Annotated in this window: 23 protein-coding genes; 12 read left to right on the top strand and 11 right to left on the bottom strand. The window is 39.6% G+C overall.

Annotation, left to right across the window (positions count from 1 at the left end; translation table 11 throughout):
* Positions 1-26: 26 nt before the first annotated feature.
* Genes hisH through hisG form a run of 5 tightly spaced genes read right to left on the bottom strand, consistent with a single transcriptional unit; the run spans position 27 to position 4956 of the window.
* Positions 27-617: an imidazole glycerol phosphate synthase subunit HisH gene (gene hisH / locus CWB75_RS10195; RefSeq protein ID WP_054201601.1), complete on the bottom strand. Its 591-nt coding sequence runs from the start codon at positions 615-617 to the stop codon at positions 27-29.
* The gene (hisB, locus tag CWB75_RS10190) at positions 614-1675 is read right to left on the bottom strand and encodes a bifunctional histidinol-phosphatase/imidazoleglycerol-phosphate dehydratase HisB (RefSeq protein ID WP_010388866.1); all 1062 of its coding nucleotides are present in this window, start codon (positions 1673-1675) and stop codon (positions 614-616) included. The genes hisH and hisB overlap by 4 nt, the downstream gene beginning before the upstream one ends.
* Positions 1672-2760: a histidinol-phosphate transaminase gene (gene hisC / locus CWB75_RS10185; protein ID WP_138570577.1), complete on the bottom strand. Its 1089-nt coding sequence runs from the start codon at positions 2758-2760 to the stop codon at positions 1672-1674. Before hisC ends, hisB begins: the two co-directional genes overlap by 4 nt.
* Positions 2750-4051: a histidinol dehydrogenase gene (hisD, locus tag CWB75_RS10180; protein ID WP_054201599.1), complete on the bottom strand. Its 1302-nt coding sequence runs from the start codon at positions 4049-4051 to the stop codon at positions 2750-2752. Before hisD ends, hisC begins: the two co-directional genes overlap by 11 nt.
* Before the next feature lie 5 nt (positions 4052-4056).
* Positions 4057-4956, bottom strand: a complete 900-nt coding sequence (hisG, locus tag CWB75_RS10175; protein ID WP_076920229.1) for an ATP phosphoribosyltransferase — start codon at positions 4954-4956, stop codon at positions 4057-4059.
* Positions 4957-5352: 396 nt separating this feature from the next.
* On the opposite strand from hisG, the gene CWB75_RS10170 reads away from it, so the two are divergent.
* The 6 genes from CWB75_RS10170 to CWB75_RS10145 all read left to right on the top strand — a co-directional run bounded on the left by CWB75_RS10170 (position 5353) and on the right by CWB75_RS10145 (position 13260).
* Complete coding sequence (locus CWB75_RS10170; protein ID WP_055012049.1) at positions 5353-5586, top strand: hypothetical protein; 234 nt, start codon at positions 5353-5355, stop codon at positions 5584-5586.
* Positions 5587-6019: 433 nt separating this feature from the next.
* Positions 6020-8203, top strand: coding sequence for a M4 family metallopeptidase (locus CWB75_RS10165; RefSeq protein ID WP_138570576.1), 2184 nt, complete (start codon positions 6020-6022; stop codon positions 8201-8203).
* A 71-nt stretch (positions 8204-8274) separates the two neighbouring features.
* Entirely contained in the window at positions 8275-10131 is a 1857-nt protein-coding gene (locus CWB75_RS10160) for a M28 family metallopeptidase (protein ID WP_138570575.1), read from the top strand.
* A 100-nt stretch (positions 10132-10231) separates the two neighbouring features.
* The gene (gene yoaA / locus CWB75_RS10155) at positions 10232-12148 is read left to right on the top strand and encodes a DNA repair helicase YoaA (protein ID WP_138570574.1); all 1917 of its coding nucleotides are present in this window, start codon (positions 10232-10234) and stop codon (positions 12146-12148) included.
* Positions 12149-12156: 8 nt separating this feature from the next.
* The gene (gene tsaB, locus CWB75_RS10150) at positions 12157-12858 is read left to right on the top strand and encodes a tRNA (adenosine(37)-N6)-threonylcarbamoyltransferase complex dimerization subunit type 1 TsaB (protein ID WP_138570573.1); all 702 of its coding nucleotides are present in this window, start codon (positions 12157-12159) and stop codon (positions 12856-12858) included.
* A 72-nt stretch (positions 12859-12930) separates the two neighbouring features.
* On the top strand, positions 12931-13260 hold the full coding sequence (locus tag CWB75_RS10145) for a hypothetical protein (RefSeq protein ID WP_138570572.1): 330 nt from the start codon (positions 12931-12933) through the stop codon (positions 13258-13260).
* Positions 13261-13326: 66 nt separating this feature from the next.
* Here the strand turns inward: CWB75_RS10145 and CWB75_RS10140 are convergent, their stop codons facing one another.
* Positions 13327-14616, bottom strand: coding sequence for an alkaline phosphatase (locus CWB75_RS10140; protein ID WP_055012054.1), 1290 nt, complete (start codon positions 14614-14616; stop codon positions 13327-13329).
* 186 nt (positions 14617-14802) lie between these two features.
* Here CWB75_RS10140 and CWB75_RS10135 point away from each other — a divergent pair, with 186 nt between their 5' ends.
* The 3 genes from CWB75_RS10135 (at position 14803) to rnd (ending at position 18603) form a co-directional block, all read left to right on the top strand.
* Positions 14803-15654, top strand: coding sequence for an alpha/beta fold hydrolase (locus tag CWB75_RS10135; RefSeq protein WP_054201592.1), 852 nt, complete (start codon positions 14803-14805; stop codon positions 15652-15654).
* A gap of 115 nt (positions 15655-15769) precedes the next feature.
* Complete coding sequence (gene fadD / locus CWB75_RS10130) at positions 15770-17422, top strand: long-chain-fatty-acid--CoA ligase FadD (protein ID WP_010388852.1); 1653 nt, start codon at positions 15770-15772, stop codon at positions 17420-17422.
* 50 nt (positions 17423-17472) lie between these two features.
* A complete protein-coding gene (gene rnd / locus CWB75_RS10125; RefSeq protein ID WP_138570571.1) occupies positions 17473-18603 on the top strand; it encodes a ribonuclease D in 1131 nt (376 codons plus the stop codon).
* Between the two features lie 54 nt (positions 18604-18657).
* Here rnd and minE read toward each other — a convergent pair whose 3' ends face one another.
* The 3 genes from minE to minC are packed head-to-tail and all read right to left on the bottom strand — an operon-like array spanning position 18658 to position 20442.
* Entirely contained in the window at positions 18658-18921 is a 264-nt protein-coding gene (gene minE / locus CWB75_RS10120) for a cell division topological specificity factor MinE (RefSeq protein ID WP_008111532.1), read from the bottom strand.
* Between the two features lies 1 nt (position 18922).
* Positions 18923-19732: a septum site-determining protein MinD gene (minD, locus tag CWB75_RS10115; protein ID WP_008111531.1), complete on the bottom strand. Its 810-nt coding sequence runs from the start codon at positions 19730-19732 to the stop codon at positions 18923-18925.
* A 5-nt stretch (positions 19733-19737) separates the two neighbouring features.
* Positions 19738-20442, bottom strand: coding sequence for a septum site-determining protein MinC (gene minC, locus CWB75_RS10110; protein ID WP_008111529.1), 705 nt, complete (start codon positions 20440-20442; stop codon positions 19738-19740).
* Positions 20443-20597: 155 nt separating this feature from the next.
* On the opposite strand from minC, the gene CWB75_RS10105 reads away from it, so the two are divergent.
* Together CWB75_RS10105 and CWB75_RS10100 are read left to right on the top strand one after the other, a co-directional pair.
* Positions 20598-20879 carry a YcgL domain-containing protein gene (locus CWB75_RS10105; RefSeq protein WP_008111526.1) on the top strand — a complete coding sequence of 94 codons (282 nt, stop codon included), beginning with the start codon at positions 20598-20600 and terminating at the stop codon, positions 20877-20879.
* Complete coding sequence (locus CWB75_RS10100; protein WP_054201590.1) at positions 20872-21888, top strand: lytic murein transglycosylase; 1017 nt, start codon at positions 20872-20874, stop codon at positions 21886-21888. The genes CWB75_RS10105 and CWB75_RS10100 overlap by 8 nt, the downstream gene beginning before the upstream one ends.
* 60 nt (positions 21889-21948) lie before the next feature.
* Here the strand turns inward: CWB75_RS10100 and CWB75_RS10095 are convergent, their stop codons facing one another.
* Positions 21949-22497: a GbsR/MarR family transcriptional regulator gene (locus CWB75_RS10095; RefSeq protein WP_138570570.1), complete on the bottom strand. Its 549-nt coding sequence runs from the start codon at positions 22495-22497 to the stop codon at positions 21949-21951.
* A gap of 217 nt (positions 22498-22714) precedes the next feature.
* Here CWB75_RS10095 and adhP point away from each other — a divergent pair, with 217 nt between their 5' ends.
* Complete coding sequence (gene adhP / locus CWB75_RS10090) at positions 22715-23725, top strand: alcohol dehydrogenase AdhP (RefSeq protein WP_054201589.1); 1011 nt, start codon at positions 22715-22717, stop codon at positions 23723-23725.
* A 57-nt stretch (positions 23726-23782) separates the two neighbouring features.
* Here adhP and CWB75_RS10085 read toward each other — a convergent pair whose 3' ends face one another.
* A complete protein-coding gene (locus tag CWB75_RS10085; RefSeq protein ID WP_138570569.1) occupies positions 23783-26203 on the bottom strand; it encodes a TonB-dependent receptor in 2421 nt (806 codons plus the stop codon).
* Positions 26204-26476: the final 273 nt, after the last annotated feature.

Below are 26476 nucleotides of genomic sequence, written 5' to 3'. Positions count from 1 at the left end.
TCTCTTTTAAAAGCATGAAGAGCAACCTAAAGTTGCCAATCAATAAAATTTTGTAATAAACGCGTGCCCACTTTAGCGCTGCGTTCAGGGTGAAATTGCATGCCTGCATAATTGTCTTTAGCTACAATTGCAGAAAATGTTTGCCCGTATTCGCTGCTGACTAGTGTGGCGTTATTAACGGTATGGGCGAAACTGTGCACATAATAAACCTGATCGTCTGCGTGCAAACCTTGAGTCAACGGGTGCGCTTGTTGAACAGATAGGTTATTCCAGCCCATATGCGGTGACGTTAAACTCCCTACATCCAGTGATTTTACTTGGCCTGGTATTTTACCTAAGCATTGCACGTTACCTTCTTCAGTGCTTTCACACAGTAGTTGCATGCCTAAGCAAATTCCCATTAGCGGGCGCTGATATTCGTTAATTGCTTGCTGCCAACCATTATCAACCAAACGCTTCATAGCAACAGATGCATGACCAACACCGGGTAAAATAGCACGTTCATAGCCTGCTAATTGTTCTGGCGAAGTAATCACCGTAGGGTTTTGCCCTAAACGCTCAAATGCAAACCGCACTGAGTTAATATTGGCACAACCGGTATTAATTATCGCTATCATAAACATCCCTTAGAGCTGGCTGTTTGTTGGCTGGTATCTTGCGCAATAGCCATGCGCAAAGCACGAGAAAACGCTTTAAATAAGCCTTCCACCTGGTGATGACAGTTGCCGTCACTTACCGATAAAATAAGGCTAATTGCGGCGTTATCACTTAAACTTTTAAAAAAGTGTTCAACCATTTGTACGTCTAAATCACCGGCTTTTTCACGGCTAAAGTTGGCGTTTAATACAAATGATGCCCGACCTGATAAATCAATTTGTGCCTCGGCTTTACATTCATCCATAGGCAAGGCAAAACCATAACGCGCAATTTGCGATTTGGTGCCAAGCGCTTGTTTAAGGGCAACACCTAAAGCAATACCAATGTCTTCAACAAGGTGGTGCTCGTCTATGTGTAAATCGCCTTTGGCTTTAATATTTAAGCCAATATTGGCGTGAGTGCGAATTTGATCCAGCATGTGATCAAAAAAACCTAGGCCAGTTTCGATGCTGCCATTTTTCGTTTGATCAAGGTTAACCGCTACATCTATTTGTGTTTCTTTAGTGTTGCGTGTCACACGGCCTTCACGGTTGGCTGTGGTCAGCTTAGTGACAATGGCAGGCCAGCTACCATCATATAAAATACCTTCACAACATAAGTTTTGCGCAAGGCCAATATCGGTTTGGCGATCACCAATCACAAAAGAACGTGCTAAATCAACTTTGCCTGAGCGCATCAGTTCGGTTAGTAAGCCTGTTTTTGGTTTACGGCAATCACAGTTTTGTTCATCAAAATGTGGGCAAATTAATACTGACTCAAAGCTGATGCCTTGGCTTTGTAAGATGTCCATCATTTTGTCTTGCGCAATGTCAAAATCGGCAGTTGGGAAGCTGTCTGTGCCCAAGCCATCTTGATTCGATACCATCACTAAGCGATAGCCTGCGGCTTGCAGTTGCAATAAGGCAGGAATGACACCTGGTAAAAACGCTAGTTTTTCAAGGCTGTCGACTTGTTTATCGGTGATTGGCTCTTCAATAATAGTGCCATCGCGGTCTATAAATAAATAGGGGTTACTCATGATACTTCCTGTTGTGCTGCGGTTTGTGGCAATTGCAGGCCATCTAACCAAATTTTTACTTGTTCTAATTCTTGTTCATTACCAATTGAAATACGTAGCCAGTCGTCTTCATTAAATAAGGTGAAGGCGCGCATTACTAAGCCTTGTTTAAGCGCTTGTTTAAAGTAATCTTTGTTCGTTAATTTTAAAGTAACGAAGTTGCCTTCACCAGTGAGTATTTTTAATACTGCAGGAGAGGCGTTTAACCAGTCAATAAGCTTTAACTTTAAGCTATTTAAAATCGTCACTTGGCGACGCATTGAGGTAATCGCATCAGGGGCAATGGCTTGCGCTGCAATGCTGGCCACCACACCCGATACCGGATACGGTGCAATGACTTTACGAATAGGCGCTAATACACTGGCCTGAGCGAGAGTAAACCCTGTTCTTAAACCCGCAAGTGCAAACGCTTTTGAGAGTGTACGAAGCACAACAATATTACTGAACTCGTTTATAAGTTGTGTTGCACTTTGCTCTGGACAAAACTCTATATAGGCTTCATCAACAATCACTAATGCTTTACCTGCAAGCGCAGTGGCAATGGCTTTTACTTTATCTAGCGGCGTTAAGCTTCCAGTTGGATTATTTGGATTACAAATAAACACTAGTTTTGAGCTACCCACAGCGGCAACTATTTCATCCACGCTGGCATTTAATAAAAGCGCTTGTGTTAGGCCATTGATTGCGACGTTGTGTGTATCGGCCGTTACTTTGTACATACCATATGTTGGTAAAAATAGTGCAATGCTGTCTTTTGACGGTTCACAGTAGGTACGTACTAATAATTCAATGCCTTCATCTGCGCCGCGAGTCATTAATACATTTTCGTTTTCAAGCTCAGCATAGGCAGCGTAGCGGTCAATAACCAATTGAGGCTGAGGATCGGGGTAACGATTCAAGTCTTCAATTGTTATTTCAAGGTTTTTAGCATACGGGCTTTCGTTCGCATTAAGCCAGGTTGTGCCGGTTAGTTTTTCACTTTTAGCTGAGCTATACGCAGCAAGCGCTGCAATATTATCAGGTAATAAGCCGCTCTCATTGCTCATTTTTTATTGCCTCTAAACGAATTGAAACCGCATTAGCGTGGGCATCTAGGCCTTCTGCATCTGCTAAGGGTAAAATAGCTTTTGAAAGCTCAGTTAAGCCTTGTTTACTGATAGTTTGTACTGTGTAAGTACGGAAAAAATCAAGTAAATTCAAGCTAGAGTAAGTTGCACTGTAACCATAAGTGGGTAACACGTGATTAGTGCCTGAGGCATAATCGCCCGCTGACTCTGGGGTGTAATCGCCAACAAATACAGAGCCTGCATTCTTTACTTTATCTAAATAAGGAGTGGCATCGCCAAGCTGTAATATTAAGTGCTCTGGCCCATATTGCGCTGATACGTCAAACGCTTGGGCTACTGAATCAACTAGAATAAGTGACGAATTAGCCAATGCCTGTTCGGCAGTGTCTTTTCGGCTTAAGTTGGCAAGTTGACGTGTGAGTGCATCTTGCGTTTGTTCAATAATGGTTTCACTGTTACATAATAAAATAACTTGTGAGTCAGCCCCGTGTTCTGCTTGAGACAGTAAGTCGGCAGCAATAAACTCTGGGTTTGCACGTTCATCTGCAATCACTAACACTTCTGATGGCCCTGCTGGCATATCAATCGCCATACCTGGAATCGTTTGTGCGACTAACTGTTTTGCCATAGTGACAAAGCTGTTACCTGGGCCAAAAATTTTATTTACTTTAGGAACAGACTCTGTGCCATAGGCCATAGCAGCTATCGCGCCTGCACCGCCGCTTTCAATAATTGTAGTGATACCACATAATTTAGCGGCATATAAAATAGCCGGGTTAATTGCTTTATCACCTTGTACTGGTGTGGTTAGTACTACGGTTTTTGCACCGCTTAACTGCGCCAATACACCTTGCATAATAACCGATGACGGAAGAGGGGCACTTCCGCCAGGTACATAAATACCGACTGCTTCGATGGCTTGATATTTTAGTTCACAGTCAACGCCGGGTTGAGTCGATAACTTAATATCTTTTGGTAGTTGCGCTTGGTGAAAACATTTCACATTGGCATAAGCGGTATCAATTGCATACTTAAGCTCTGGGCTTAGCATTTTCTCAGCGGCATTAATTTCATCAAGTGGTACACGTAAACGCGGCTCGGCTCGGTTATCGAACTCTTTTGCTAATGCAAGTAAAGCGGCATCGCCTTGCGCATTAACTTTTGCCAAAATAGTCTGGCAAATGCTTTCTACTTTTTCACTCGCTGATACAGCAGGGCGCATAAGCGCCGCTGCTTGAACTTGTGATGATTCCTCATTCCAACGAAGCATTGTTGTTACTCCATCATTTTTTCAATTGGCATAACTAAAATAGAATTGGCACCAAGGGCCTTAAGTTGTTCCATGGTTTCCCAAAACAGGGTTTCACTGCTCACCATGTGTAGGGCAACATATTCATCATTACCCGCAAGAGCCAGTAATGTAGGTTGCCCAGCGCCAGGTAAAATTTCACAAATTTCATCAAGCTTGTCTTTTGGTGCGTGTAACATAATGTATTTGCTTTCTTTAGCTTGCTTTACACCACGTAAACGCGGCATTAGTTTATTGATGAGCGCTAATTTTTCAGGATCTTGTAGTTGAGTGTTTTGGATTAAACAAGCATTTGACTCTAAAATGGTATCACCCTGCATTAAGCCATTTGCTTCAAGTGTTGCGCCTGTAGAAACTAAATCACAAATAGCATCGGCAAGTCCTGCTCGTGGTGCTACTTCCACTGAACCGGTTAACATTACTGTACTGGCGTTAATGCCTTCGCGTTTTAGGTATTGACTTAAAATTTCTGGGTAAGTGGTTGCTATGCGTTTGCCTTCAAACCAGCTTTTGTCTTGTTTACCAAGTTCTTGTGGCCATGCAAGTGCTAAACGACAGTAGCCAAAGTCAAGTTTAGCAAGCTTTGTTACTTCACTCGGTACACCTTGGCGTTCTCTTTCTGCTTGTACTTCAACTAATACGTTTTCGCCAACAATACCTAAATCACATACACCATCCATAACTAAGCCTGGAATATCGTCATCGCGCACACGCAAAACGTCGATAGGCATGTTGGTTGAGTGTGCTATTAGGCGCTGCTCACGAAGATTGAGTTTTACACCCAGTTGTTTAAGCAGATCTTGACAATCTTTAGATAGGCGGCCGCCTTTTTGAATGGCGATACGAAGACGATTACTATTATTCATTACTCATTTTCCTTTAATTTAAAAACTAAAAACCCCGAGGAAACCTCAGGGCGAAAATGAATCTTGGTATGTTGATTCGCCAGAGGTTTCCTTTTAGGAACAACCTCTCAGCGAAAGACCTGACAGGTTATTCCGATGAATGATGGTGGTGATGTACAACTGTCAGTGAATTAAGCATTTTTATATCCTGTTTAGCTATTCGTTACTATGTTAACGCTTAGCTGCTGTTTGTTTAATAAATTTCGCATTTATAAAAACACATTCACTAACATCATGGCAAGAAAAATATTCTTTAATTAAAGAATATCTTATAACTGCCGATAATAATTAGAGTATTGCTTTATTTATCAACAGCTTTATAGTGATTAAATTACGTTCAATTCAATGGAGGCATGCATGGATATAATGATCCCTTATTTAGGGCCTATTACGCGTTTGACGCTTGAATCTAAAGGGGCTTTTCATATTGCAGGGGTTCAACAAAGTGCCAGTGCCAAAAAAGTAGAGCTAGAAGAGCGAAGAAAAAAGGAGGTAGAAAAACAACATAAGCTGTCGTTTGACGAAAATAAATCGCGCAATAACACCGCTGAAGAAGATGACGACAAACCCCATCTAGATACATGGGCTTAAATAAAGCTGATTGCCTGTCAGAGTATAAAGGTAATTACAAAACCTCCTTCACTTAATTAAGCCCTCAGCTTAAATTCCGTTTAACTCTCTACAAATCACATTAGTTTAAATTTTTACAGCAAGAACGCGACTTTTTAGTCATCGTTGAGTGATGAATATTTACTAGTCTAACTTATAAAACTAATCCCATCGTTGAATTTTTAAAATGTAAATATATGTATACATAATGTTATATATTGTTTTTGCTATAAATACGATTAATTATAACTAATTGTAAATAAAGCACTAAATATCTTTACTAATACTTTAATTGTAAATTAAATGTTTAATTTTCGTTATGTCAGTTTGCGGTCTATGCTGATCCCTAATCGGGTACAAGGTGTACCGGTTAATACAAATATACTAAAAACTTAAACTTTAACGGAGCGTAAACGTGAATTTATCTAAAATCACAATAGCAACTTTTGCTGCTTTAACCTTGGTTCAAGCAACAAATGCAGTAGCTGCGAATAAGAAGTATCTAAATCAACAACCGACAATTAATAACATGGTGCAATCAAACTCTGCTTCCTTGCTATCGGTAAGTCCAAATCAGTTGATTGGGTTAAGTGTAGGGAACGAATTAGTTGTATTAAAAGAGTTTACTAGCAATAACGGTGAAGTAACACGTCGTTACCAACAAACGTATCAAGGCATTCCTGTTATTGGTGATACAGTCAGCTTAACATTTAATAATGGGATGCTTAAAAAAGCCCATGGCGCCGCTGTTTACAACATTGATGAAGATTTAGCGGACGTTTCAGCTAAGTTGACAAAAAAAGATGCGATTTTAAAAGGGTCAAAAACAGGCATTGCAGCAAAATCAGTCGGCTTGAAAAAACATAACGAGCAATCAAGACTCGCTATTTGGGTTGACGATCAGAATAAGGCGCATTTAGTTTATGAGGTGTCTTATGTTACTTATGGTAAGTCACCATCAAGACCATATCAGATCATTGATGCTAATACTGGTGAGGTATTACTTAGTTACGATAACTTACAACATGCCAATGCAACAGGTCCTGGCGGAAATCTAAAGACAGGCAAGTATATTTATGGAACTGATTTTGACAGTCTAGATGTTAGCCAATCGGGTAATACTTGTACCATGAATAACGCAAATGTTCGTACTATTAATTTAAATGGTGGAACGAGTGGCTCTTCCGCACATTCATTTACGTGTCCTGAGAATACGGTCAAAGAAATTAATGGCGCATATTCACCGCTAAATGATGCTCATTTTTTTGGGAACGTTATTTTTAATATGTATAACGATTGGGTAGGTACAGCACCCTTGAGTTTTCAGTTACAAATGCGCGTTCATTATTCAAGTAATTATGAAAATGCATTTTGGGATGGCAGTGCAATGACCTTTGGCGATGGCCAAAATACGTTTTATCCATTGGTAAGTTTAGATGTATCTGCACATGAAGTTAGCCATGGCTTTACTGAGCAAAACTCAGGTTTGATTTACAATGGTAAACCAGGTGGATTAAATGAAGCATTTTCGGATATGGCTGGTGAAGCTGCTGAATTTTATATGAAAGGCAGCAACGATTGGCTAGTTGGTAAGGATATTTTTAAAGGTAATGGTGCGCTGCGTTACATGAATAACCCTACCCAAGATGGCCGTTCAATAGATAACCAAAGCAACTATTATTCAGGTATGGACGTTCATTATAGTTCAGGGGTTTATAATAAGGCATTTTATAATTTAGCAACTTCGCCGGGTTGGGATACGCAAAAAGCCTTTATCGTAATGGCTCGTGCCAACCAACTATATTGGAGTGCGGGTGTAGGCTGGGATTTAGCCGGTAACGGGGTTATGGATGCAGCCTGTGATTTAAATTATGACCCAAATGATGTTAAAGCTGCTTTAGCTGCCGTTGGGGTTAATTCAAATCTTAGTTCAGGTAGTGAATGTGCAACAACACAACCACCGACTGACGATGAAGCATTAACCAATGGGGTAGCGCGTACGGGTATCAGTGGCGCTGAAAAAGAGCAACTATTCTTTACTTTAGATGTTCCCGCTGGCGCGACAAATCTTCAGTTCAATACTACTGGCGGCTCAGGTGATGCAGACTTATACGTTAAATTTGCCAGCCGACCGACCTTAAATAGTTACGACTGTAATAGCACAACATCTACTAGTACAGAAAGCTGTAACATAAGTAATGCACAAGCGGGAACTTATTATGTAATGGTTGAAGCATGGAATGCTATATCTGGCGTATCATTAACGGGTAGTTACTCAGGTGATAATGGTGGGGTAACTCCTATCAACAGAACTGAGTCTAATATTAATGTGACAACTAATAACTGGAGTCGCTTCACTCAAGATTTATCCGCAGGGTATAGCACTTTAAATATTAGTATTGCTGGTGGCAGTGGTGATGCTGATCTTTATGTAAACTTTGGTTCGCCTTCAAGTACGTCTTCATATTTATGTAGACCTTACAAAAATGGCAACAATGAAGAGTGTACATTTGAGAACCCGCAATCGGGTACTTGGTACATTGATCTTAGAGGCTACAGCATAGCAAGCGGTGTAACACTCAATATAACTGCTAATTAGGCATAGTTATAAAAGGGGCTTAGCCCCTTTTTTTAATGCTTAAAACAAAAGTGAAATGATAAGGAATATTTATGAATTACTTTAAACAACTAGCAGTTATTACTACTTTAACTATGAGTTTTAATTGCTTAGCAAATGAAAATCCAGACAATATTTGGGTAACTATTGATTCAACTGCAGCCCAGCATTATCAACATGAACAAGGTACATTTTTACAAAAAATACCTTTTTCTCATAGAAAATCAAGCCCTATACCAGATGTTGATTTACTCAGTGTACCTAGTAACGCGGTAAATAATTTGAGTGAGTTTATGCATCATAACTACAATCGTTGTGGTGGGTTTGTTGCTCATAGCTCGTTTGAAGAAGCGAGTGATTACGCAAAACAATTAGCGGTCGTTCAAAATAGCCAAGCATTATTAGCTTACAATTATTCTATTGATAATGCGCAGACGGTACAAAGTTTAATTAATGCACAAAGTCCGATTAACTTACAAAGCACAGTAAATTCACTGACTAACTTTAATAATCGTTATTATACCTCGCAAACCGGTGTTGATGCTTCACAATGGTTGCAAAGTTATTGGCAACAAATTGCAACTACCCGAAGTGATATAACCATTGAAAGTTATCAGCATAGTTGGGCGCAATCATCCGTCATTGTAACCATTGCCGGTGCTGAAAATGCAGATGAGCTTGTAGTTATTGGAGGCCATTTAGATTCGATTAACCAAGCGAATCCTGCACAAGGACGCTCTCCTGGCGCGGATGATAACGCATCGGGTATTGCAGTGTTAACTGAAGCTTTAAAAGCGATAGTTGAAACAAATTATAAGCCGCAAAAAACCATTAAAATTATGGCATTTGCGGCAGAGGAAGTAGGTCTGAGAGGCTCTAAAGATATAGCCAGTAGTTATCGTGCGCAGGGTAAAAATGTAGTGGGTATGGTGCAATTTGATATGACCGGCAACAACGGCAGTATCGAAGATATTATTATGATGACGGACTACACAAATAATGCTCAAAACCAGTTTTTAGCGCAGCTTATAGACACATACTTACCCCAAATTAGTTATGGCTTTGACCAATGTGGTTATGGTTGCTCCGATCATGCTTCATGGTACCAACAAGGCTTTGCTGCCTCTATGCCGTTTGAATCAAAAATGAATGATATTAATCCACTCATTCATACACAAAATGACAGTAATTTCGATGCTGATCATGCAATAAAATTTGCTAACTTAGCTGTAAGCTTTGTAGCTGAATTGGCAAAGAATGCTGGTGATGTAACACCGCCAAGTAATAATGAGTTAGTAAATGGTGAGCCAATTTCTGGTATCAATGCCACTGCTAAAGAGCAGCTTATCTATACATTGAATGTACCAAAAGGAGCGCAAAATTTAAGCTTTGAAACCTCAGGTGATAATGGCGATGCCGATTTATACGTTAAGTTTAATCAGGCGCCAACATTAAGCGATTTCGATTGTAAAAGTACGTCTGCCACAAGTAATGAACGTTGTGATATTCCTACAAGCGATGATGGAACTTACTATGTAATGGTTGAGGCATATAGCGCAATTAACAATATTTCTTTGATAGGTAGTTTTGAGCAAGCTGGTGCTTTAGAGCCTATCAATCGCGTAGAAGATAACATTAGCGTAAATACTGGTGATTGGCAGCGTTATGAACAACGTTTAGTTGCAGGCTATTCTTCGCTAAATGTTGCTATTTCAGGTGGAACTGGCGATGCTGATTTGTATTTAAATTTTGATGCGCCATCATCTAATACACAATATGTGTGTCGCCCTTATAAAAATGGCAACACAGAAACATGTACTGTCTCTGCACCCCAAGCAGGTTTATGGTACATAGATATTAAAGGTTATCGTAATGCAAATGGCATTACCTTAACTATTAATGCAGAATAATTAACAGGGGCACACGCCCCTTTATTGGTTAAATTCTCACTCACTTTGGCTTGCCCTTCCTCAACAGCTTACGTAGAATCCCGCTATTATTTTTTACATAGTGATTGGTATTATCAAACAGCTGTTTAGTGCGACCGGGCCTTTGGCTTTATCAATAGATGGATACACACCACGCCAGCCTCAAATCGATATGGCGGTGGCGGTTGAGGATGCATTAAAAACCCGATCTCAACTTGTTGTTGAGGCAGGCACTGGCACAGGTAAAACCTTTGCTTATTTAGCTCCCGCTCTTAAATCTAAGGGCAAAACGATTATTTCAACCGGTTCTAAAGCACTGCAAGAGCAGCTTTATCACCGCGATTTACCCGTATTAGTAAAAGCCTTAGGTGCAGCTAAAAAAACGGCCTTGTTAAAAGGGCGTGCCAATTATTTGTGTACGTATCGACTAACTCAACATGTGGCACACGTACCAACAGACGACCCTGATGTAATGCATCAGCTCGCTATGGTTGCTAAATTTGCCAGTGAAACTCACAGCGGCGATTTAGCTGATTGTATTGGTATTGAAGAAGATGCCAAAGTGTTGCCGTATGTAAGCTCGACTGCAGATAACTGTTTAGGCAAAGAGTGCCCAGACTTTCAAGAATGCTATATTCGCAAAGCGCGTTTAAAAGCCGGGGATGCCGATGTTGTGGTAATAAATCACCATTTGTTTTTTGCTGATATGGCGGTAAAGGAATCTGGTTTTGCAGAGCTAATGCCCAATGCAGATGCCTACATATTTGATGAAGCCCATCAATTAAGTGAAATTGCCAGTGACTATTTTGGCGAAACCATGAGCACCAAAAAGCTGGTGGATTTAATTAACGATTTGCGCGCTATTTATCGCGCTGAAATTCCAGACATGCTGCAATTAGGCAAAAGTTTAAATAAACTTGAAACCAGTGTCGCTGATTTAAGGCTGCAGTTTGGAGTAGATGGCAGCCGAGGTGACTGGCGTGAAAAGCTCAGTAATAAGCTTATTTGCTCGGCCTTACACCGGGTTATTAGTGATTTAGAGTTTGTGTATCAGGTATTAAAGTTATGCTTAGAGCGAAGTGATAAAGTAGAACATCCGTTTGAACGAGTATTGGCTTTTAAAGGTCAGTTAGAGCGCGTATTCGATACTGCTCAAACAGGTTTTAGTTACTGGTACGAAACCACGAGGCGCTATTTAACTATTAATATTACGCCTCTGAATGTATCGGCTAAATTTGCTTTAATGATGAAAGAATCTGGTGCGGGGTTTGTATTTACCTCGGCCACGTTATCGGTCGACAATGAACTGAGCCACTTTAATGCGAGCCTTGGCTTAAAACCAAAGCAAAGTATGATGGTAGATAGCCCGTTTGATTATGAGAATCAGGCGTTGCTGTGCTTACCTCGTTATTTACCACAATCGCATGAAGATAATATGCCCCATGCGATTGTAAAATTAACCTTAGAGCTTATTAAGTCGGCTAAAGGGCGTTGTTTTGTGTTATTTACCAGTTACCGTATGATGCATTTAGTGGCTGAGGGCTTAACTACGCAAATGGACTACCCAGTTTATATGCAAGGGCAAATGTCTAAACGAATTATACTAGAAAAATTTACTCGCCATGGTAATGCGGTATTGCTGGGCACCGCGTCATTTTGGGAAGGGGTTGATGTACGAGGTAGTACCTTAAGCTGTGTTATTATAGATAAACTGCCATTTGCTGCACCTGATGACCCTTTACTACAAGCTAAAATGCAAGATTGCCAAATGCAAGGCAAAGACCCGTTTGCGCATATTCAATTACCTCAAGCGGTGATTGCCTTAAAGCAGGGGGTAGGTCGCTTAATAAGAGACAACAAAGATAAAGGCGTGTTAGTGATTTGCGATAATCGCTTAGTTACACGCCAATATGGACAAGTATTTTTAAAGAGTTTACCGCCAATGCGCCGTACACGTAGCTTAGAAGATGCCAATACATTTTTAAAACATATTAATTGAGTACAAAAATGATCAAAAGTAACATTCTCGCCCTAGATGCCTCTACTGAAGCATTATCAATTGTTTTGCATTATCAGGGTAAAACATTTCATCATTTTGAAGAGTGTCCGCAGCAGCATAGCCAAAAAATTCTGCCACTTATTGATGAGCTACTTGGTAAAGCCGGCTGTAAATTAAAAGATTTAGACGTAATAGGATTTGGCCAAGGGCCAGGTAGCTTTACTGGCGTGCGTATAAGCGTAGCCATTGCCCAAGGTCTTGCGTATTCAACTAATTTACCATTAGTTGGGGTATCCACTTTAGCAGTCATGGCACAACAGGCGTTTGAACAGTTTGGTGCTAACGATGTTTATTCTAGTATTGACGCGCGTATGGGAGAAATCTACTTTGCTCAATACCACGCAAAAGATGGATTGATGACACTTAAAGGCGAAGAGCGAGTATTCAAACCTGAATTGTTAGATGCAACTTTGATAGATTCAAATATCGATGCTGCAGCCGTGGGGACTGGTTTTAAAAGTTACCCTGATGCACTAACTCCATTTAATAATGTAACCATACAGCCTGAAGTAACCTTACCGGATGCACAGTATATGTTGGCACTCGTAGAGGCGCAGTACCTTGCAGGTAAGGGTGTAAAAGCCAGTGATGCACAACCAAAGTATGTGCGTGATACGGTAACATGGAAAAAATTACCGGGCCGTGAATAAACAAACACGGTTGTTTGCAAATTAAGCGATTTTAAATCATAATTTAAGTATGTTGTTGGTTGGAGAAGCGCTGTGTCGCTACCTATAAGTTCAGGTTTTTTTACAGGTGATATACCTGCTAAGGTGCGTTCTACTTCGGCAGTTCCGGCGCAGCCTGAACGAGTAGTAGAGCAAGCCAAACCACAAAAAACTAATACCGATTATGTCAAAAGCAGCCCAGAAGGGCTTGAACTTGCAAAAGAGTTTACAAAAGCGAACAGCAAAGATACCCAATACAGCCAAACTATTTACGATCAACCCAGTGCTCAAGTAAGCAAAGCGATTTCTACTTATACTGAGTTTGCTAATTTAGAGCGAAGAGCTGAAGTTCAAAGCTTAATTGGTGTTGATATATACGCTTAGCTAAGATTAAAAAAAACAAAAAAGCCCGAATGAATCATTCGGGCTTTTTTAATTTCATTACTGAGATTATTGTTCTATGTAACCAATCAATTTTTTAGCTATATCGGTATTATTTTGAGAGCCAACAAAGTCATCACTATTTTTGCCATAAGCAAATACTTGTACATCAGACGCTGTGTGACCGCCTGTTGTCCAACCTGTAAAGCTTAAGTCATTAATAATGCTTTTAACGGCCAAATTGAGCGTTTTTAAACCCATAGCTTTGGCTTGATTAAGCTTAATTTCGTTTTCAGCTGTAAACTCAATGCTCGTATTTTCCTGCCATACCGCTTTAAGATTATCTGACTCCATTAGTAATTTGGTCAATGTGCCCGCAGTGGCTTTTACACCTTTGATGACATCTGTTTCCCATTTATATTGGCCATGTGCACCAATAGTTAAACCGCCTGTTGAGTGGTCTGCCGTGATCACTAAAATAGTGTCTGGGTTGTTATCTACATAGGCTTTAGCCGTTTCGATTGATTTAGCAAAGTCATCCATTTCAGCCATTGCACAGGCAATGTCGTTTGCGTGACCACACCAGTCAATTTGGCTACCTTCAATCATCACAAAAAAGCCTTTATCATTTTGCCCATCAAGCAAATCAAACGCTTTAGAAGTTAACTGCTTTAATCTTGTTGGGTTTTCATCAAGAGCAAACGGTAAGCCTTTAGGTGCATATAAACCTATAGCAGGCACTTGAGTGATTTGGCCAAGGTTTTGAATATCATCGCCATATTGATAACCAGCTTGTTTAAATTCGTCTACTAAGTTTCTGTCATCACGAATAAAGTATTGAGTACCACCGCCTAACATTAAATCTACCGGTAATTTACCTGCAATTTTATTGTCAATGTAGTCATTAGCGATATCATCGTAGTTTCTTCTTGATTCATTATGTGCGGCAAAACTTGCTGGTGTTGCATGGTTTATTTGTGAGGTAGCTACTAAAGCTGTTGTCATTCCTTGCTCTTTTGCAATTTCTAGCATGGTTTTAACAGGCTTTTTAGCTGTATCGACGGCAATAGCGCCATTATAACTTTTATGGCCGCTGCTAAGTGCAGTTGCACCTGCTGCGCTGTCTGTAACATAGGTATGGTCATCTGGATACGTGTGCGCCATGCCTTTTAATATGGTATCAAAAACGGTGGTTTCTATTTCTTTTGTTGTTGGGTCATCTTTGTAATATCGATAAGCGGTTGTGAAAGCGGGACCCATGCCATCACCAATCATATAAATAACATTTTTAGGCGCTGTTTGAGCAAATGCTCCTGTTGTTGTACATAAAAGCGCTAATAAGCCGAACTGTTTTTTCATTGTGTGTACCCTTTAAGTGTACTTATTTTAATAGCGACTATTATTGTATACTGATGACCAGATAAATAAATGAATATGTTATGAAATCTCGCAATTTAAGTGTGTGCTCTTCAAGCTCGGTTCTATTATTTGTGTATTAACTCTTGTATGTTACTGCTATAACCAAATAAAAAGTAGAGGTTTGCATTGCAACCATTTTCTGTCAAAGCTAACGACTTAGATATACATGGCCTTAAATTTGGAGACGGTGAAGAGGTTGTTATTGCGCTTCACGGTTGGTTAGATAACAGTGCTAGCTTTGCACCTATGCTAACTGACGTACCGTCAAATCAAACATGGTATTGTATTGATTTTGCAGGGCATGGACTATCATCTTGGCGAAGCCCTCAGGCACATTACTACTTTATTGATTATGTGGATGATGTGTATGCCTTAATCACAGCGCTTAAATTAAAAAAGGTACACTTGGTCGGGCATTCGATGGGGGCGATGGTCGCGGGTTTATTTGCGAGTTGTTTTAACGAGTATGTTAAATCCGTTTCTTTTATTGAAGGAATTGGCTGCGTTACCACGCAAGCAAATGAAGTCGCTTCACAGCTAAGAAATGCCATACTTAACAGGGCACGGTTAACGATTAAAAAATCAAGGACATACACTTCTAAAGAACAAATTTATCAAGCGCGTGCAAAAACAACTGATTTAAATGATGAATTAATCGCGTTGTTGATGGACAGAAATATAAAACAAATGCACAGTGGGTTTGAGTTAACAACTGATCCTAAGCTTAAAAATCACTCAGGTTTTAGATTTGATGAAGCGCAATGTATTGGTGCAATAAAAGAATTAATTGCACCATGTCAATTAATATTAGGTGATAAAGGTTATCCATTTGTAAAACAAAATCTAGACAAGTATAGTAAATATTACAATAACTTGAGTGTAATAGATGTGCCCGGTGGACATCATTGCCATATGCAAAGTAGTGGGCTATGTTTTGAACACATTCACGCATTTATGGTGCAAAGTAGTGCATGTTAATTGTATATTACCGATAAATGTGGGATTATCTCTAGATTAGAGTATTTGCTCAATTGTGAAAGTGCCTTACTTAGATTAAGGTTAATAAAAATATAATTATAAACAGGGGCTAAGAGTGGAAAAAATCTGGCTTAAGCGCTACCCAGAAGGTATGCCTGAAACAATCGATCCTGAGCACTACAACTCGTTACTCGAAGTGTTTGAAAAAAGTTTTAATGAATACAAAGATTTACCTGCATTTACAAATATGGGTAAAACATTGTCATACAACGAAATAGATGCAGCAACGAAACGTGTTGCCGCCTATATTCAAAACGACTTAGGGCTAAAAAAAGGCGATAAAGTGGCTGTGATGATGCCTAACTTGTTGCAAACCCCTATTGCTATTTTAGGTATTTTACGCGCAGGGTGCGTTGTGGTTAACGTTAATCCACTTTACACCGTACGTGAGCTAGAGCATCAGTTAAAAGATTCTGAAACATCGGCAATATTTATACTAGCTAACTTTGCTGATACGCTTGAAAAAGCGCTGCCTAACACTGACGTGAAACACATTGTGGTTACCCAAGTAGGTGACATGATGGGGGGTCTTAAAAAGCATTTAGTTAATTTTGTAGTTAAGCATTTCAAAAAAATGGTGCCAAGTTACACGTTACCTAACACGATTAAATTTTGTGATTTATTAAAAGCTGATCCAAATGGTTACACACGCCCAGACGTCAATCTAAGTGACTTAGCTTTTTTACAGTACACAGGTGGAACTACCGGTGTATCTAAAGGCGCAATGTTGAGCCATGGCAATATGGTAGGCAACCTTGAACAAGTGTCTGGTTGTTTAGACAAAGTACTTGATCGTGGTAGTGAAGTGGTTATTACCGCGCTTCCGCTTTATCATATATTTGCGCTAACAGCTAACTGTTTGGCATTTATGAAATACGGTGGTTTAAACGTTTTAATTACTAATCCACGTGATATGCCTGGATTTGTAAAAGAGCTGAGCCAGCATAAATTTACTGCTATTACAGGGGTTAATACTCTATTTAATGGCTTATTAAACACTCCTGGTTTCTCTGAACTTGATTTTAGTCACCTTAAAATGTCATTGGGTGGCGGTATGGCGGTACAACGTCCTGTTGCAGAAAAGTGGCAAAAAGTGACCAATACTAAATTAATGGAAGGCTATGGCTTAACTGAATGTGCTCCATTAGTAACAATTAGCCCATATGATTTAGAGGCATATAATGGCTCTATTGGTTTACCTGCGCCAAGTACAGATATTAAGTTAATGCTTGATAACGGTGAAGAAGCGGCTAAAGGTGAGCCAGGCGAGCTATGGGTTAAAGGCCCTCAAGTTATGCTTGGTTACTATAATCGCCCAGACGCAACCGCTGAATGTTTAAAAGATGGTTGGTTTGCAACCGGTGATATTGCGACGTACGATGATGAAGGTTTCTTCTATATTGTTGACCGTAAAAAAGACATGATTATTGTTTCAGGCTTTAATGTTTTCCCAAATGAGATTGAAGAAGTGGTTGCAATGCACGAAGGTGTATTAGAAGTTGCTGCAATTGGTATTCCTCATGACATTAGTGGTGAACAAGTTAAAGTTTTTGTTGTGAAAAAAGACCCTTCTTTAACTGAAAAAGATATAATAAAACATTGTCGTGATAATTTAACTAATTATAAGGTTCCTAAACTCGTTGAGTTTAAGGATGAGTTACCCAAAACTAACGTGGGTAAAATTCTCAGAAGAGCCTTAAAAGATTAGCAACTATAAAAAAGCCGACATATGTCGGCTTTTTTATTGTAGGAGACTCAGTGCACTACCAATTGATCCAAACCCAAAATGAGCTAAATACGTTTGTAGAACAAATAAAAAACAAACCCATTCTTGCTATTGATACCGAGTTTATGCGCCGCCGTACTTTGTATCCCGAAGTTGCACTCATTCAAGTTTATGATGGCGAACATTTAGCACTTATCGACCCGCTTGCAGAGCTTTCCTTATTTGATTTTTGGCAGATACTTAAAGATCCAAACGTGTTAAAAGTACTTCATTCTCCTTCTGAAGATATTGAGGTTTTTCAAAAATACGCAGGTTTTGTTCCTTATCCATTGTTTGATACTCAGTTTGCACTTCAGCTATTAGGCGAGGGTAACTGTATGGGATTTGCCTTAATGGTAAAAACCTTGTTGAATATTGAAATTGATAAAAGTGAATCGCGTACCAATTGGTTACAACGTCCCCTCACTCAAAAACAACTTGAATACGCTGCGGCCGATACGTTTCACTTACTGCCCTGTTTTGAGTTAATTATAGACAGCATTAAAGCGGCCGATTTATTTGATATTGTTATTAACGAAAGTGAATTAGTGGCAAACAAGCGTGCTTTTCAAACACCAGATGAGTTACTTTATAAAGAGATTAAAAATGCATGGCAGCTTAAGCCGCATGAATTAGTGGTACTTAAAGAGTTAGCTGTGTGGCGAAGAAATAAAGCAATTCGAAAAAATCTAGCGCTTAATTTTGTTCTTAAAGAGCACAACATGACTGAAATAGCTAAACGAGGCCCGTCGAGTTTAAACGCGCTAAGACAAATTCCGGGTGTTGAGCCTATTGAAGTGAATCGTTCAGGGGTTGAAATTTTAAAGTGCATTGAGCAGGCTAAAACAGTTCCACCTGAGCTGCACCCACAAGTACTCAAACGTTTAATTGATTTTCCTACGTATAAAAAAGTAGCGAAAGAAATCAAACAAAAAATTACGAAAGTTGCTAAAGAGCACAATATACCAGAAGACGTCATGGCATCTAAAAAGCAAATTAATCAGCTAATTAGTTGGAATTGGAAGCTAACAGATGAGCAAAAATTAAATCACATAAAGCCAGATTTACTCAGTTCATGGCGCTATGACTTTGTTAAAGATGCTCTAAAAGAGTGGGATAATTAAAGTCATAAAGGCGAGTGATAAACAAATAAAAAGGGCGCTTAGCGCCCTTGTTTGTTATTTCTTTTCTTCGTCAGGTAATGTGACATTGAGCTCGAGTACGGCTAAATCGTCTTCATTTTGATCAAACTGAACTTGAACCGCATCGGCGCCTACATTTACGTACTTACGAATGACATCTAATATATCTTGCTTTAATTGCGGCAAGTAATCAGGTGTACCACGCTGAGAACGTTCGTGCGCGACAATGATCTGCAATCGCTCTTTTGCTAATGACGCACTGTTTTTCTTTTCTGAGCGGAAGTAGTCAAGTAAAGACACATTAACCTCCAAATATCCGTTTGAATAAACCCTTTTTCTCAACATCTAAAAATCTAAATTCAACCGTTTCACCTAATAAACGACTGATCGCATCGGCATAAGCTTGGCCTGCGTCAGATTCGCTATCAAGGATAACGGGTTGTCCTGAGTTAGATGCACTAAGTACTGCTTGAGATTCAGGTATGACACCTAGTAAGTCGATGGCTAAAATGTCCTGGATATCTTCAACAGATAGCATTTCACCTTTTGTTACACGATCTGGATTATAGCGTGTTATTAGCAAATGCTCTTTAATGTTTTCTAAACCTTCTTCGGCGCGTTTAGATTTACTGTGTAAAATTCCAAGTATACGATCAGAATCTCGTACTGATGAAACCTCTGGATTAGTGGTTACAATTGCTTCATCAGCAAAGTACATTGCCATCATTGCACCGGCTTCAATACCTGCCGGAGAATCACAGACTATGTAGTCAAAGTCTTCTTTTAATTCATTAAGTACACGTTCAACACCTTCGCGTGTGAGTGCATCTTTATCGCGTGTTTGTGATGCAGGAAGTAAAAATAACTTCTCTACACGTTTATCTTTTATGAGTGCTTGGTTAAGGTTGGCTTCGCCATTGATTACATTAACGAAGTCATACACTACGCGACGTTCACAACCCATAATTAGGTCTAAATTACGTAAGCCGATATCAAAATCGATGATAACAGTTTTGTAGCCTTTTAGTGCTAAGCCTGTACCAATTGCTGCGCTTGATGTTGTTTTACCAACACCCCCTTTACCCGAGGTAACGACAATTATTTTTGCCATGAGATTTATCCTTTAACCAAAGCTGAAATTTCTAAAGATTCATTTTTTTGTTGTATTTGAACTGCGTTACCCCAGTGTTCACCTTGCAGTGAGTCACTGATCCAGTAATTACCATTGATTGAAACGAGTTCTGCTTCTAATTTATTACAAAATATATATGCGTTTTCTAGCCCTTTTGCACCGGCAATAGCACGGCCGCGTAGAGTTCCATAAATGTGTACATTACCATCGGCAATCACTTCTGCACCATGGCTTACTGCACCTAACACCACTAAATCACGGTCTTTGGCGTAAACTTGTTGGCCTGAGCGTACTGCACCATTAATAATTTGTGCTGGTAAATACACGGTTTTTTCAACCACTGACGTATTAGGCTCTACTCTTGCGGGTTCACTCTTAACGTCTTGTGAATAGTTTAAAACAGATAACCCTGCAGCTTTTGCTTGTTTGTGTTGCTCATCCGAACCATTACATACACCCACCGCATTAAAGCTCATGCGTTCAATAAGTGATTTTAAATGAACAAAGTCGATTGTGCTGTTTTTTACTTCAATTAAATTAACGACAATGGGGGCACCCTCAAAGAATTTTGGGGCTTGGGCTATTTTTACATACAGTTGTTCTGCTAAAAGGTTAATATCAGTACTATAAAGATGTAAAACTGATAACGTAAAAAGGTTGCCTTTTAGCTCAAAAATTTGGTCCGACATAGATGCTCAACTGGATTGTCTAGTTAGCATGTAACATTATATAAACCTAGGCTGAACAAGGCTTTTATTAAAGTTTCCACACTAATTTTTATAACTTATTATTATTGCCATGTTATAGTGTGTAGCACTGTTAAGCAAGATTTTATAGGGCCATAATGCTAACTGCGGTATATAAAAGTAAGAAAAAAGCAGATACTTTCTTATTTATTGAAAAAAGAGACGATTTTAGTAAAGTTCCGGAACCTTTAATGGCCATGTTTGGTCAACCTCAGTACGTGATGATCATTAACTTAGCTAAGCGAACTCAATTAGGCGTAGCGGATTTAGACACTTTAAAACAGTCGCTTAGCGACCAAGGCTATTATTTACAAATTCCGCCACCAGAGGAAAACTTGCTGAGTCAATTAAGAAAACAAAATGGAGTAGATAGTGATTAAAAAATTAGCAGTTGTATTGTGTGGTGTATGTTTAAGCTCATCGGTGATGGCAAAAACCCAAGCTGAGTTTCAACAATACCTTACTAATTTAAAGCAAGAGGCAATAGCTAAAGGCTACGATACTCAGTTAATTGAGCAAGCATTTGCCACTGCATCTTATAAAGAAAAAGTGATTTCTGCAGATAAAAATCAGCCTGAAGTAAAAGAAACACTGGAAACATATTTACCAAAACGTGTGCCTCAATGGAAAATTGATCGTGCGCGTAAATTATATAAAGAAAACCAAGAAGTTTTAGAGAAGGTCGCAAAAGACTTTGGTGTTCAAGCACGCTTTATCGTGGCTATTTGGGGCTTAGAGAGTAATTTTGGTGCCATTCAAGGTGGCCACAACGTGATTTCATCGTTGGTAACACTAGCATTTGATGGACGCCGTGAAGCACTATACAAACGCCAATTATGGGCTGCACTGGATATATTAAAGTCGGGTCATATTACGCTTGATAAATTTAAAGGCTCATGGGCAGGTGCAATGGGGCAAACTCAATTTATGCCAACCTCATTTAATGCCTATGCTGTAGATTACAACAATGATGGCCGCAAAGATATTTGGACAACCAAGGAAGACGCGTTTGCCTCTATTGCTAATTACTTAAAGCAAGAGGGTTGGAATGACAACTTAACCTGGGGTCGCCAAGTTCAATTACCTGCTGATTTTGACCAGCAGTATATTTTAAAGCGCGGTACTAAAACACGTAAGCAATGGCTTGAATATTGGAACAATTCAGAGCGCTCACTCGCTGATTGGCAAGCATTAGGGGTTCGTCGTGCTGATGGCAGCGATTTACCAAATGTTGCTGTGGATGCTGCACTAGTGATGCCTGATGATGTAAATGGGCGCATGTATTTAGCATACGACAACTACAAGGTATTTATGCACTGGAATCGGTCATATTACTTTGCAACTAGCGTGGGCTATTTGTCAGATAGAATTGCTTACCCAAAGATTTAAGCTAAAGCAAATAACTAAAAAAAGCCGCAAATTGCGGCTTTTTTGTGAGTTACATATCGACTAAACTTCTTTTTTAAATATTTTATCTTTTAGGTCAATGACTTTGCCAATCCCTGAACCTAGTTTCATTAGCTTATTAAGCTGCTCAGGAGTTAAACGTTGTAATTCTGAGGACCATTTAGTTACTGTTTCAAGTAAGTTATGGATTTCGCCCATTTGTTTTTGAGCATAAATTTCATCGTCGTTACTTGCTTCGTCTAGTAAGTTATCTCGGAGTAAGCTCAGTGTAGGCTCAACTTCACGTTTTTTGCGCTCTTCGAATACGCGATTTGCCATATCCCAAATATCGCCTGCAGGGGCATAGTACTCTTTTCTATCTCCTGGGATATGCATTACTTTGATCAGCTGCCAAGATTGTAATTCTTTGATCCCCATACTCACGTTACCGCGAGAGATACTTAGCGCATCAGCGATTTGATTTGCCGTCATTGGATCTTTAGTAATAATCAATAAACCACACATTTGTCCAATGGTGCGATTAAATCCCCAGCGGCTGCCCATCTCACCACAATGCATTACAAAGGCAAAGTTTTTTTCTGATAATGTCATTGTTACAAGTTTCAAAAATAAATGAAATCTATGCTAGCACGCTGGTTAAGTATGGCAAGACTTAAGCTGGGATAAAAAACCACGTTTTACGACTAATGATTGATATAGATTAATATTTAAGCATTTATAGTGAGGTATGTTGCGGGTATGCAACATAATCTTGCCGTTTAACGCCCTTGTTAAATAGCATAAACTTTTTATAAACGATGGAATGACTATGAAAGCAGCAATAAATACAGAATATAAAGGCAAGTTAGCGATCACCGATTTACCTATTCCAGAAGTAGGCCCTAACGATGTCCTAGTAAAAATAGCCGCTTGTGGTGTGTGCCACACTGATTTACACGCATGTCATGGTGATTGGCCGGTAAAACCAAAAATGCCATTAGTACCTGGACACGAAGGTGTTGGTGTAATAGAAAAACTAGGAAGTAATATTAAGCACTTAGAAGTGGGCGATAGAGTAGGCGTACCATGGCTATACAGTGCATGTGGCCATTGTGAGTTTTGTTTAGATGGACGCGAAACCCTTTGTTTATCGCAACATAATACTGGTTACTCTATTGACGGTGGGTATGCAGAATACTGTTTAGCTCATGGTGACTACATCATCAAAATACCGGAAGGTTTAGGTTTTGCTGAAGCTGCCCCCTTATTTTGTGCCGGCGTAACAACGTATAAAGCTTTAAAAGTGTCTGGCGCTAAACCAGGTCAATGGGTTGCTATTGTCGGTGTGGGTGGTTTAGGGCACTTAGCAGTGCAATATGCAAAAGCAATGGGCTTTAATGTTATTGCGGTAGATACTGGTAAAGAGAAAATGGCGCTAGCTAAAGAGTTGGGTGCTGATATTACGCTTGATTTTAAAGAAGTGGTGCCCAGTGAGGCCATTTTTGAGCAAGTAGGTGGCGCGCATGCTGTTGTTTGTACGGCAGTATCAAAACCAGGTTTTGAACAAGCTTATAAAAGTGTTCGCCGAGGGGGGAAATGTGTATTGGTTGGATTACCGCCTGAAGACATGCCATTGCCAATTTTTGACACCGTATTAAATGGTGTTTCAGTGGTTGGCTCTATTGTAGGTACGCGAAAAGACCTGCAAGAATGTCTTGAATTTGCTGCGCAAGGCAAAGTAAAAGCCATCATTGAAGAGAAAAAACTTGAAGATATTAATGAAATTTTTGACGATATGTTGAAAGGCGAAATCAATGGTCGGATTGTTGTGACTATTTAATAAAAAAGTATGTAAAGCGCACAAATTGTGCGCTTCAAATACTATAGTTAGGATAGCTTACAGTTTATAACTCAAGGTCAATTTAGCGTTGCGTTCTTCACCTGGCATACCACCTAAAAACATGGCTTTTGAATAGTAAGTTTTATTAAACAAATTATATAAGTTTAGCTGTACACCCCATTTATCTGTATTGTAGCTCAATCCTGCATCATACACTGTATAACTCGCTACGTAGCCATCTGGAATACCGAATGCTGTGGAGTTAGTACTGCGGTCATCAACATATTTAACACCGGCACTTATTTTTAATGGCTGTGAAAGTTCAAACCACTGTGCGTTGTAGGTTAACCATGTACTTGCTGTTACATAAGGTACGCCTTTTTGGCGGGCATCAAAGGTGCTGGAGTTAGGGTTTTTCTTATCGCGGGCATCTTGGTAAACACCATTGATATTGACTTTCCACTGCTCATTTAGATAAGCATTTAAATCAAGCTCCACACCTCGGGTTTTTTCTTCGCCATCAAATAAGCTTTCAGGGATTGATGGGTTGGGTTTATCGTCATCAAATGCTGGGTTATCATATTCTAAATTAGTACGTGCGGTATCAAATACGACGAGTGAGGCGAGTAGCTGATCGTCAAAGCCTTTCACTCTGATACCTAAGTCAGTACTGAGAGATTCGGCATCATCACGATCTGCTTCATTACCAGTAACAGAGCCTAAAACACTATACGTTGTGCGACCTTTAGAATGATTGATAAATAGTGAGATATCATCACTTGGCTTATAAGTCGCACCAAGGTTGTAGGTTAAGCCGTTATCTGAAGTGCTGGCCTCTGGTGTGGCGGCTGCGGCACTTGCGCGATAACGGGCATCTATTCCTAGGTGCTCATATTTTTGGGTGATTTCGTTATAAGCAATACCCACTCGAGTGGTAAACGTGTCGTTAATATAGGCTACATGCTGTAAGCCTAATCCCCAAGCTTGTACTTTTTTATTATAGTTACTGGTTTTAAGTGGATCATAATCGCTAAATTTAGCGTCTTCCCACTTTGGCGTACGTATATCTAAAATATATGGCAGCGACCCCTGGTATGTTACATCGCCATTTTCATCTTTGAGGATATAGTCTTTATCCCAAATAGAATATTGTGTAAAACGGATATCGCGGTCTTCGTAATTAGCATTTACTAATAGCTCATTATCTATATCAACTAGGTTAAAGTCATAACGTAAGTCTGCAAAGTATTGCCATGATTTTTCATCGGCTTGTACTTGTCGATATTGTTGACGACGTGCAGCAAATGGGTAGAGCACATCATCTATAACGAGTGGAGCACGTGGGTTTGCATTAATTACCCCTTTATGGTTCCAATAAACATAGTTATAAGCACCCGTTTGACGAGAGAAGCTTGACTCATAGTTACGATATTGCAGTTGTTGGTTTAAAAACAAATCATCAGTTAGGTAATAGTTATGTGTTAACTTAAAACGCAGTTCTTCGCCTTCGTTATCTTTCGCCATTGGGGAGATTATCCCTCGATGACCAAATTTATAAGGGGTTAAGCCATCGGACGCTGCTAAAGAGTCCGCTAATTGTTGACGTTGGGCTGTGGTTAATTGCAAACCTTCCATTGTTGGGTCGTTTACTAAATCATCGCCGGTTACTTGGCCGGCGGTTTTGCCATTGACCGACTGTGCGTTATAAATGCGGATAGGGTGGCCAACGGAATCAACAGCAATGGCATCTTTTATATAAGCCGCTGAAAGCATAATGTCTTGCTTGTCATCGAAAACATATTTTAGTGAGCTATAAATTTCATCTCTGTCATCTTTTAAATCACGGTAGCCGTCGCTGCGTGCAGTTTTAAAGTTGACCCTGTAGGCCAAATTATCACTAATCGCATCGGTGCTATCAAAAGAGAGTGAATAGGTGTTCCATTGCCCAACCTCGGCTTGCACTGAGTGTTGAGCTTCAAACTGCGGTTTTTTTTCAATTAAATTTATAACACCGCCAGCACTGCCCATGCCATATAAACCTGTAGCAGGACCTTTGAGCACTTCAACAGCTTCAACATTGGTTAGCGAACGTGTAGGGTTAAAGGTATTGCCTAAACCCGCACCACCGTACATACCATCGTAGGTATAGTTTGCACCTAATCCACGCACTACTAGATTGTCACCAATGCCATAGTTATTACCTGCTTGTGTTACACCACTTATATTGCGGGCTAAATCTTGGAGGTTATCTACACCTTGTGAATTTATCAGCTCTTGATCTACGACGACGATAGGGGCCGGCGTTTCCATTAACGACATGTCAGACTTGGTGGCAAGGCCTGAGTTTAAAACCACATGGTTTTGTTGCTCGTAAACGCTAATTCGTTCAATATCTGAATTAACTTGTGACTCGTTAGCCATTGCTAAACTTGCGTTTAAGCACGCCAGAGTGAGGAGAGAGTATTGAAACCTTTTCATAAACTGATAACCATTCGCATTTGTTAATTTTCGCGAATGATAATGGTTATCATTTTAAAATTAAATAAAAAGTTCAATTTTTTTTACTTTAATAGGTACGCTTGCTTGATTGTTATTCAATGTGATTTAAAAGTAATCATATTTGAAAATTTCAATGGAGTATTACAGTAGTTAGTTGGTTTAACGGAAAGATTATTTTAAATAAAAAATTGATGGTTAAATGAGCTGCTTTGCTACATTTGCAAAAAACTGTTAAGGTTGAGCGCAGCCCAA

Origin of the sequence: Pseudoalteromonas sp. S1608, from assembly GCF_005887265.1 — a bacterium.
GTDB lineage: Bacteria > Pseudomonadota > Gammaproteobacteria > Enterobacterales > Alteromonadaceae > Pseudoalteromonas > Pseudoalteromonas undina.
Note: the sequence above shows the minus strand (reverse complement) of the source record. Positions and strands in the feature narration are given on the sequence as shown.

Coding starts and splice junctions, on each gene's coding strand:
- tsaB (WP_138570573.1), top strand. CDS start 12,157: ATGATCAAAAGTAACATTCTCGCCCTAGATGCCTCTACTGAAGCATTA.
- minC (WP_008111529.1), bottom strand. CDS start 20,442: ATGTCGGACCAAATTTTTGAGCTAAAAGGCAACCTTTTTACGTTATCA.
- minD (WP_008111531.1), bottom strand. CDS start 19,732: ATGGCAAAAATAATTGTCGTTACCTCGGGTAAAGGGGGTGTTGGTAAA.
- hisH (WP_054201601.1), bottom strand. CDS start 617: ATGATAGCGATAATTAATACCGGTTGTGCCAATATTAACTCAGTGCGG.
- hisG (WP_076920229.1), bottom strand. CDS start 4,956: ATGAATAATAGTAATCGTCTTCGTATCGCCATTCAAAAAGGCGGCCGC.
- hisC (WP_138570577.1), bottom strand. CDS start 2,760: ATGAGCAATGAGAGCGGCTTATTACCTGATAATATTGCAGCGCTTGCT.
- CWB75_RS10095 (WP_138570570.1), bottom strand. CDS start 22,497: ATGACATTATCAGAAAAAAACTTTGCCTTTGTAATGCATTGTGGTGAG.
- CWB75_RS10085 (WP_138570569.1), bottom strand. CDS start 26,203: ATGAAAAGGTTTCAATACTCTCTCCTCACTCTGGCGTGCTTAAACGCA.
- CWB75_RS10170 (WP_055012049.1), top strand. CDS start 5,353: ATGGATATAATGATCCCTTATTTAGGGCCTATTACGCGTTTGACGCTT.
- CWB75_RS10160 (WP_138570575.1), top strand. CDS start 8,275: ATGAATTACTTTAAACAACTAGCAGTTATTACTACTTTAACTATGAGT.
- CWB75_RS10140 (WP_055012054.1), bottom strand. CDS start 14,616: ATGAAAAAACAGTTCGGCTTATTAGCGCTTTTATGTACAACAACAGGA.
- hisB (WP_010388866.1), bottom strand. CDS start 1,675: ATGAGTAACCCCTATTTATTTATAGACCGCGATGGCACTATTATTGAA.
- hisD (WP_054201599.1), bottom strand. CDS start 4,051: ATGCTTCGTTGGAATGAGGAATCATCACAAGTTCAAGCAGCGGCGCTT.
- CWB75_RS10105 (WP_008111526.1), top strand. CDS start 20,598: ATGCTAACTGCGGTATATAAAAGTAAGAAAAAAGCAGATACTTTCTTA.
- adhP (WP_054201589.1), top strand. CDS start 22,715: ATGAAAGCAGCAATAAATACAGAATATAAAGGCAAGTTAGCGATCACC.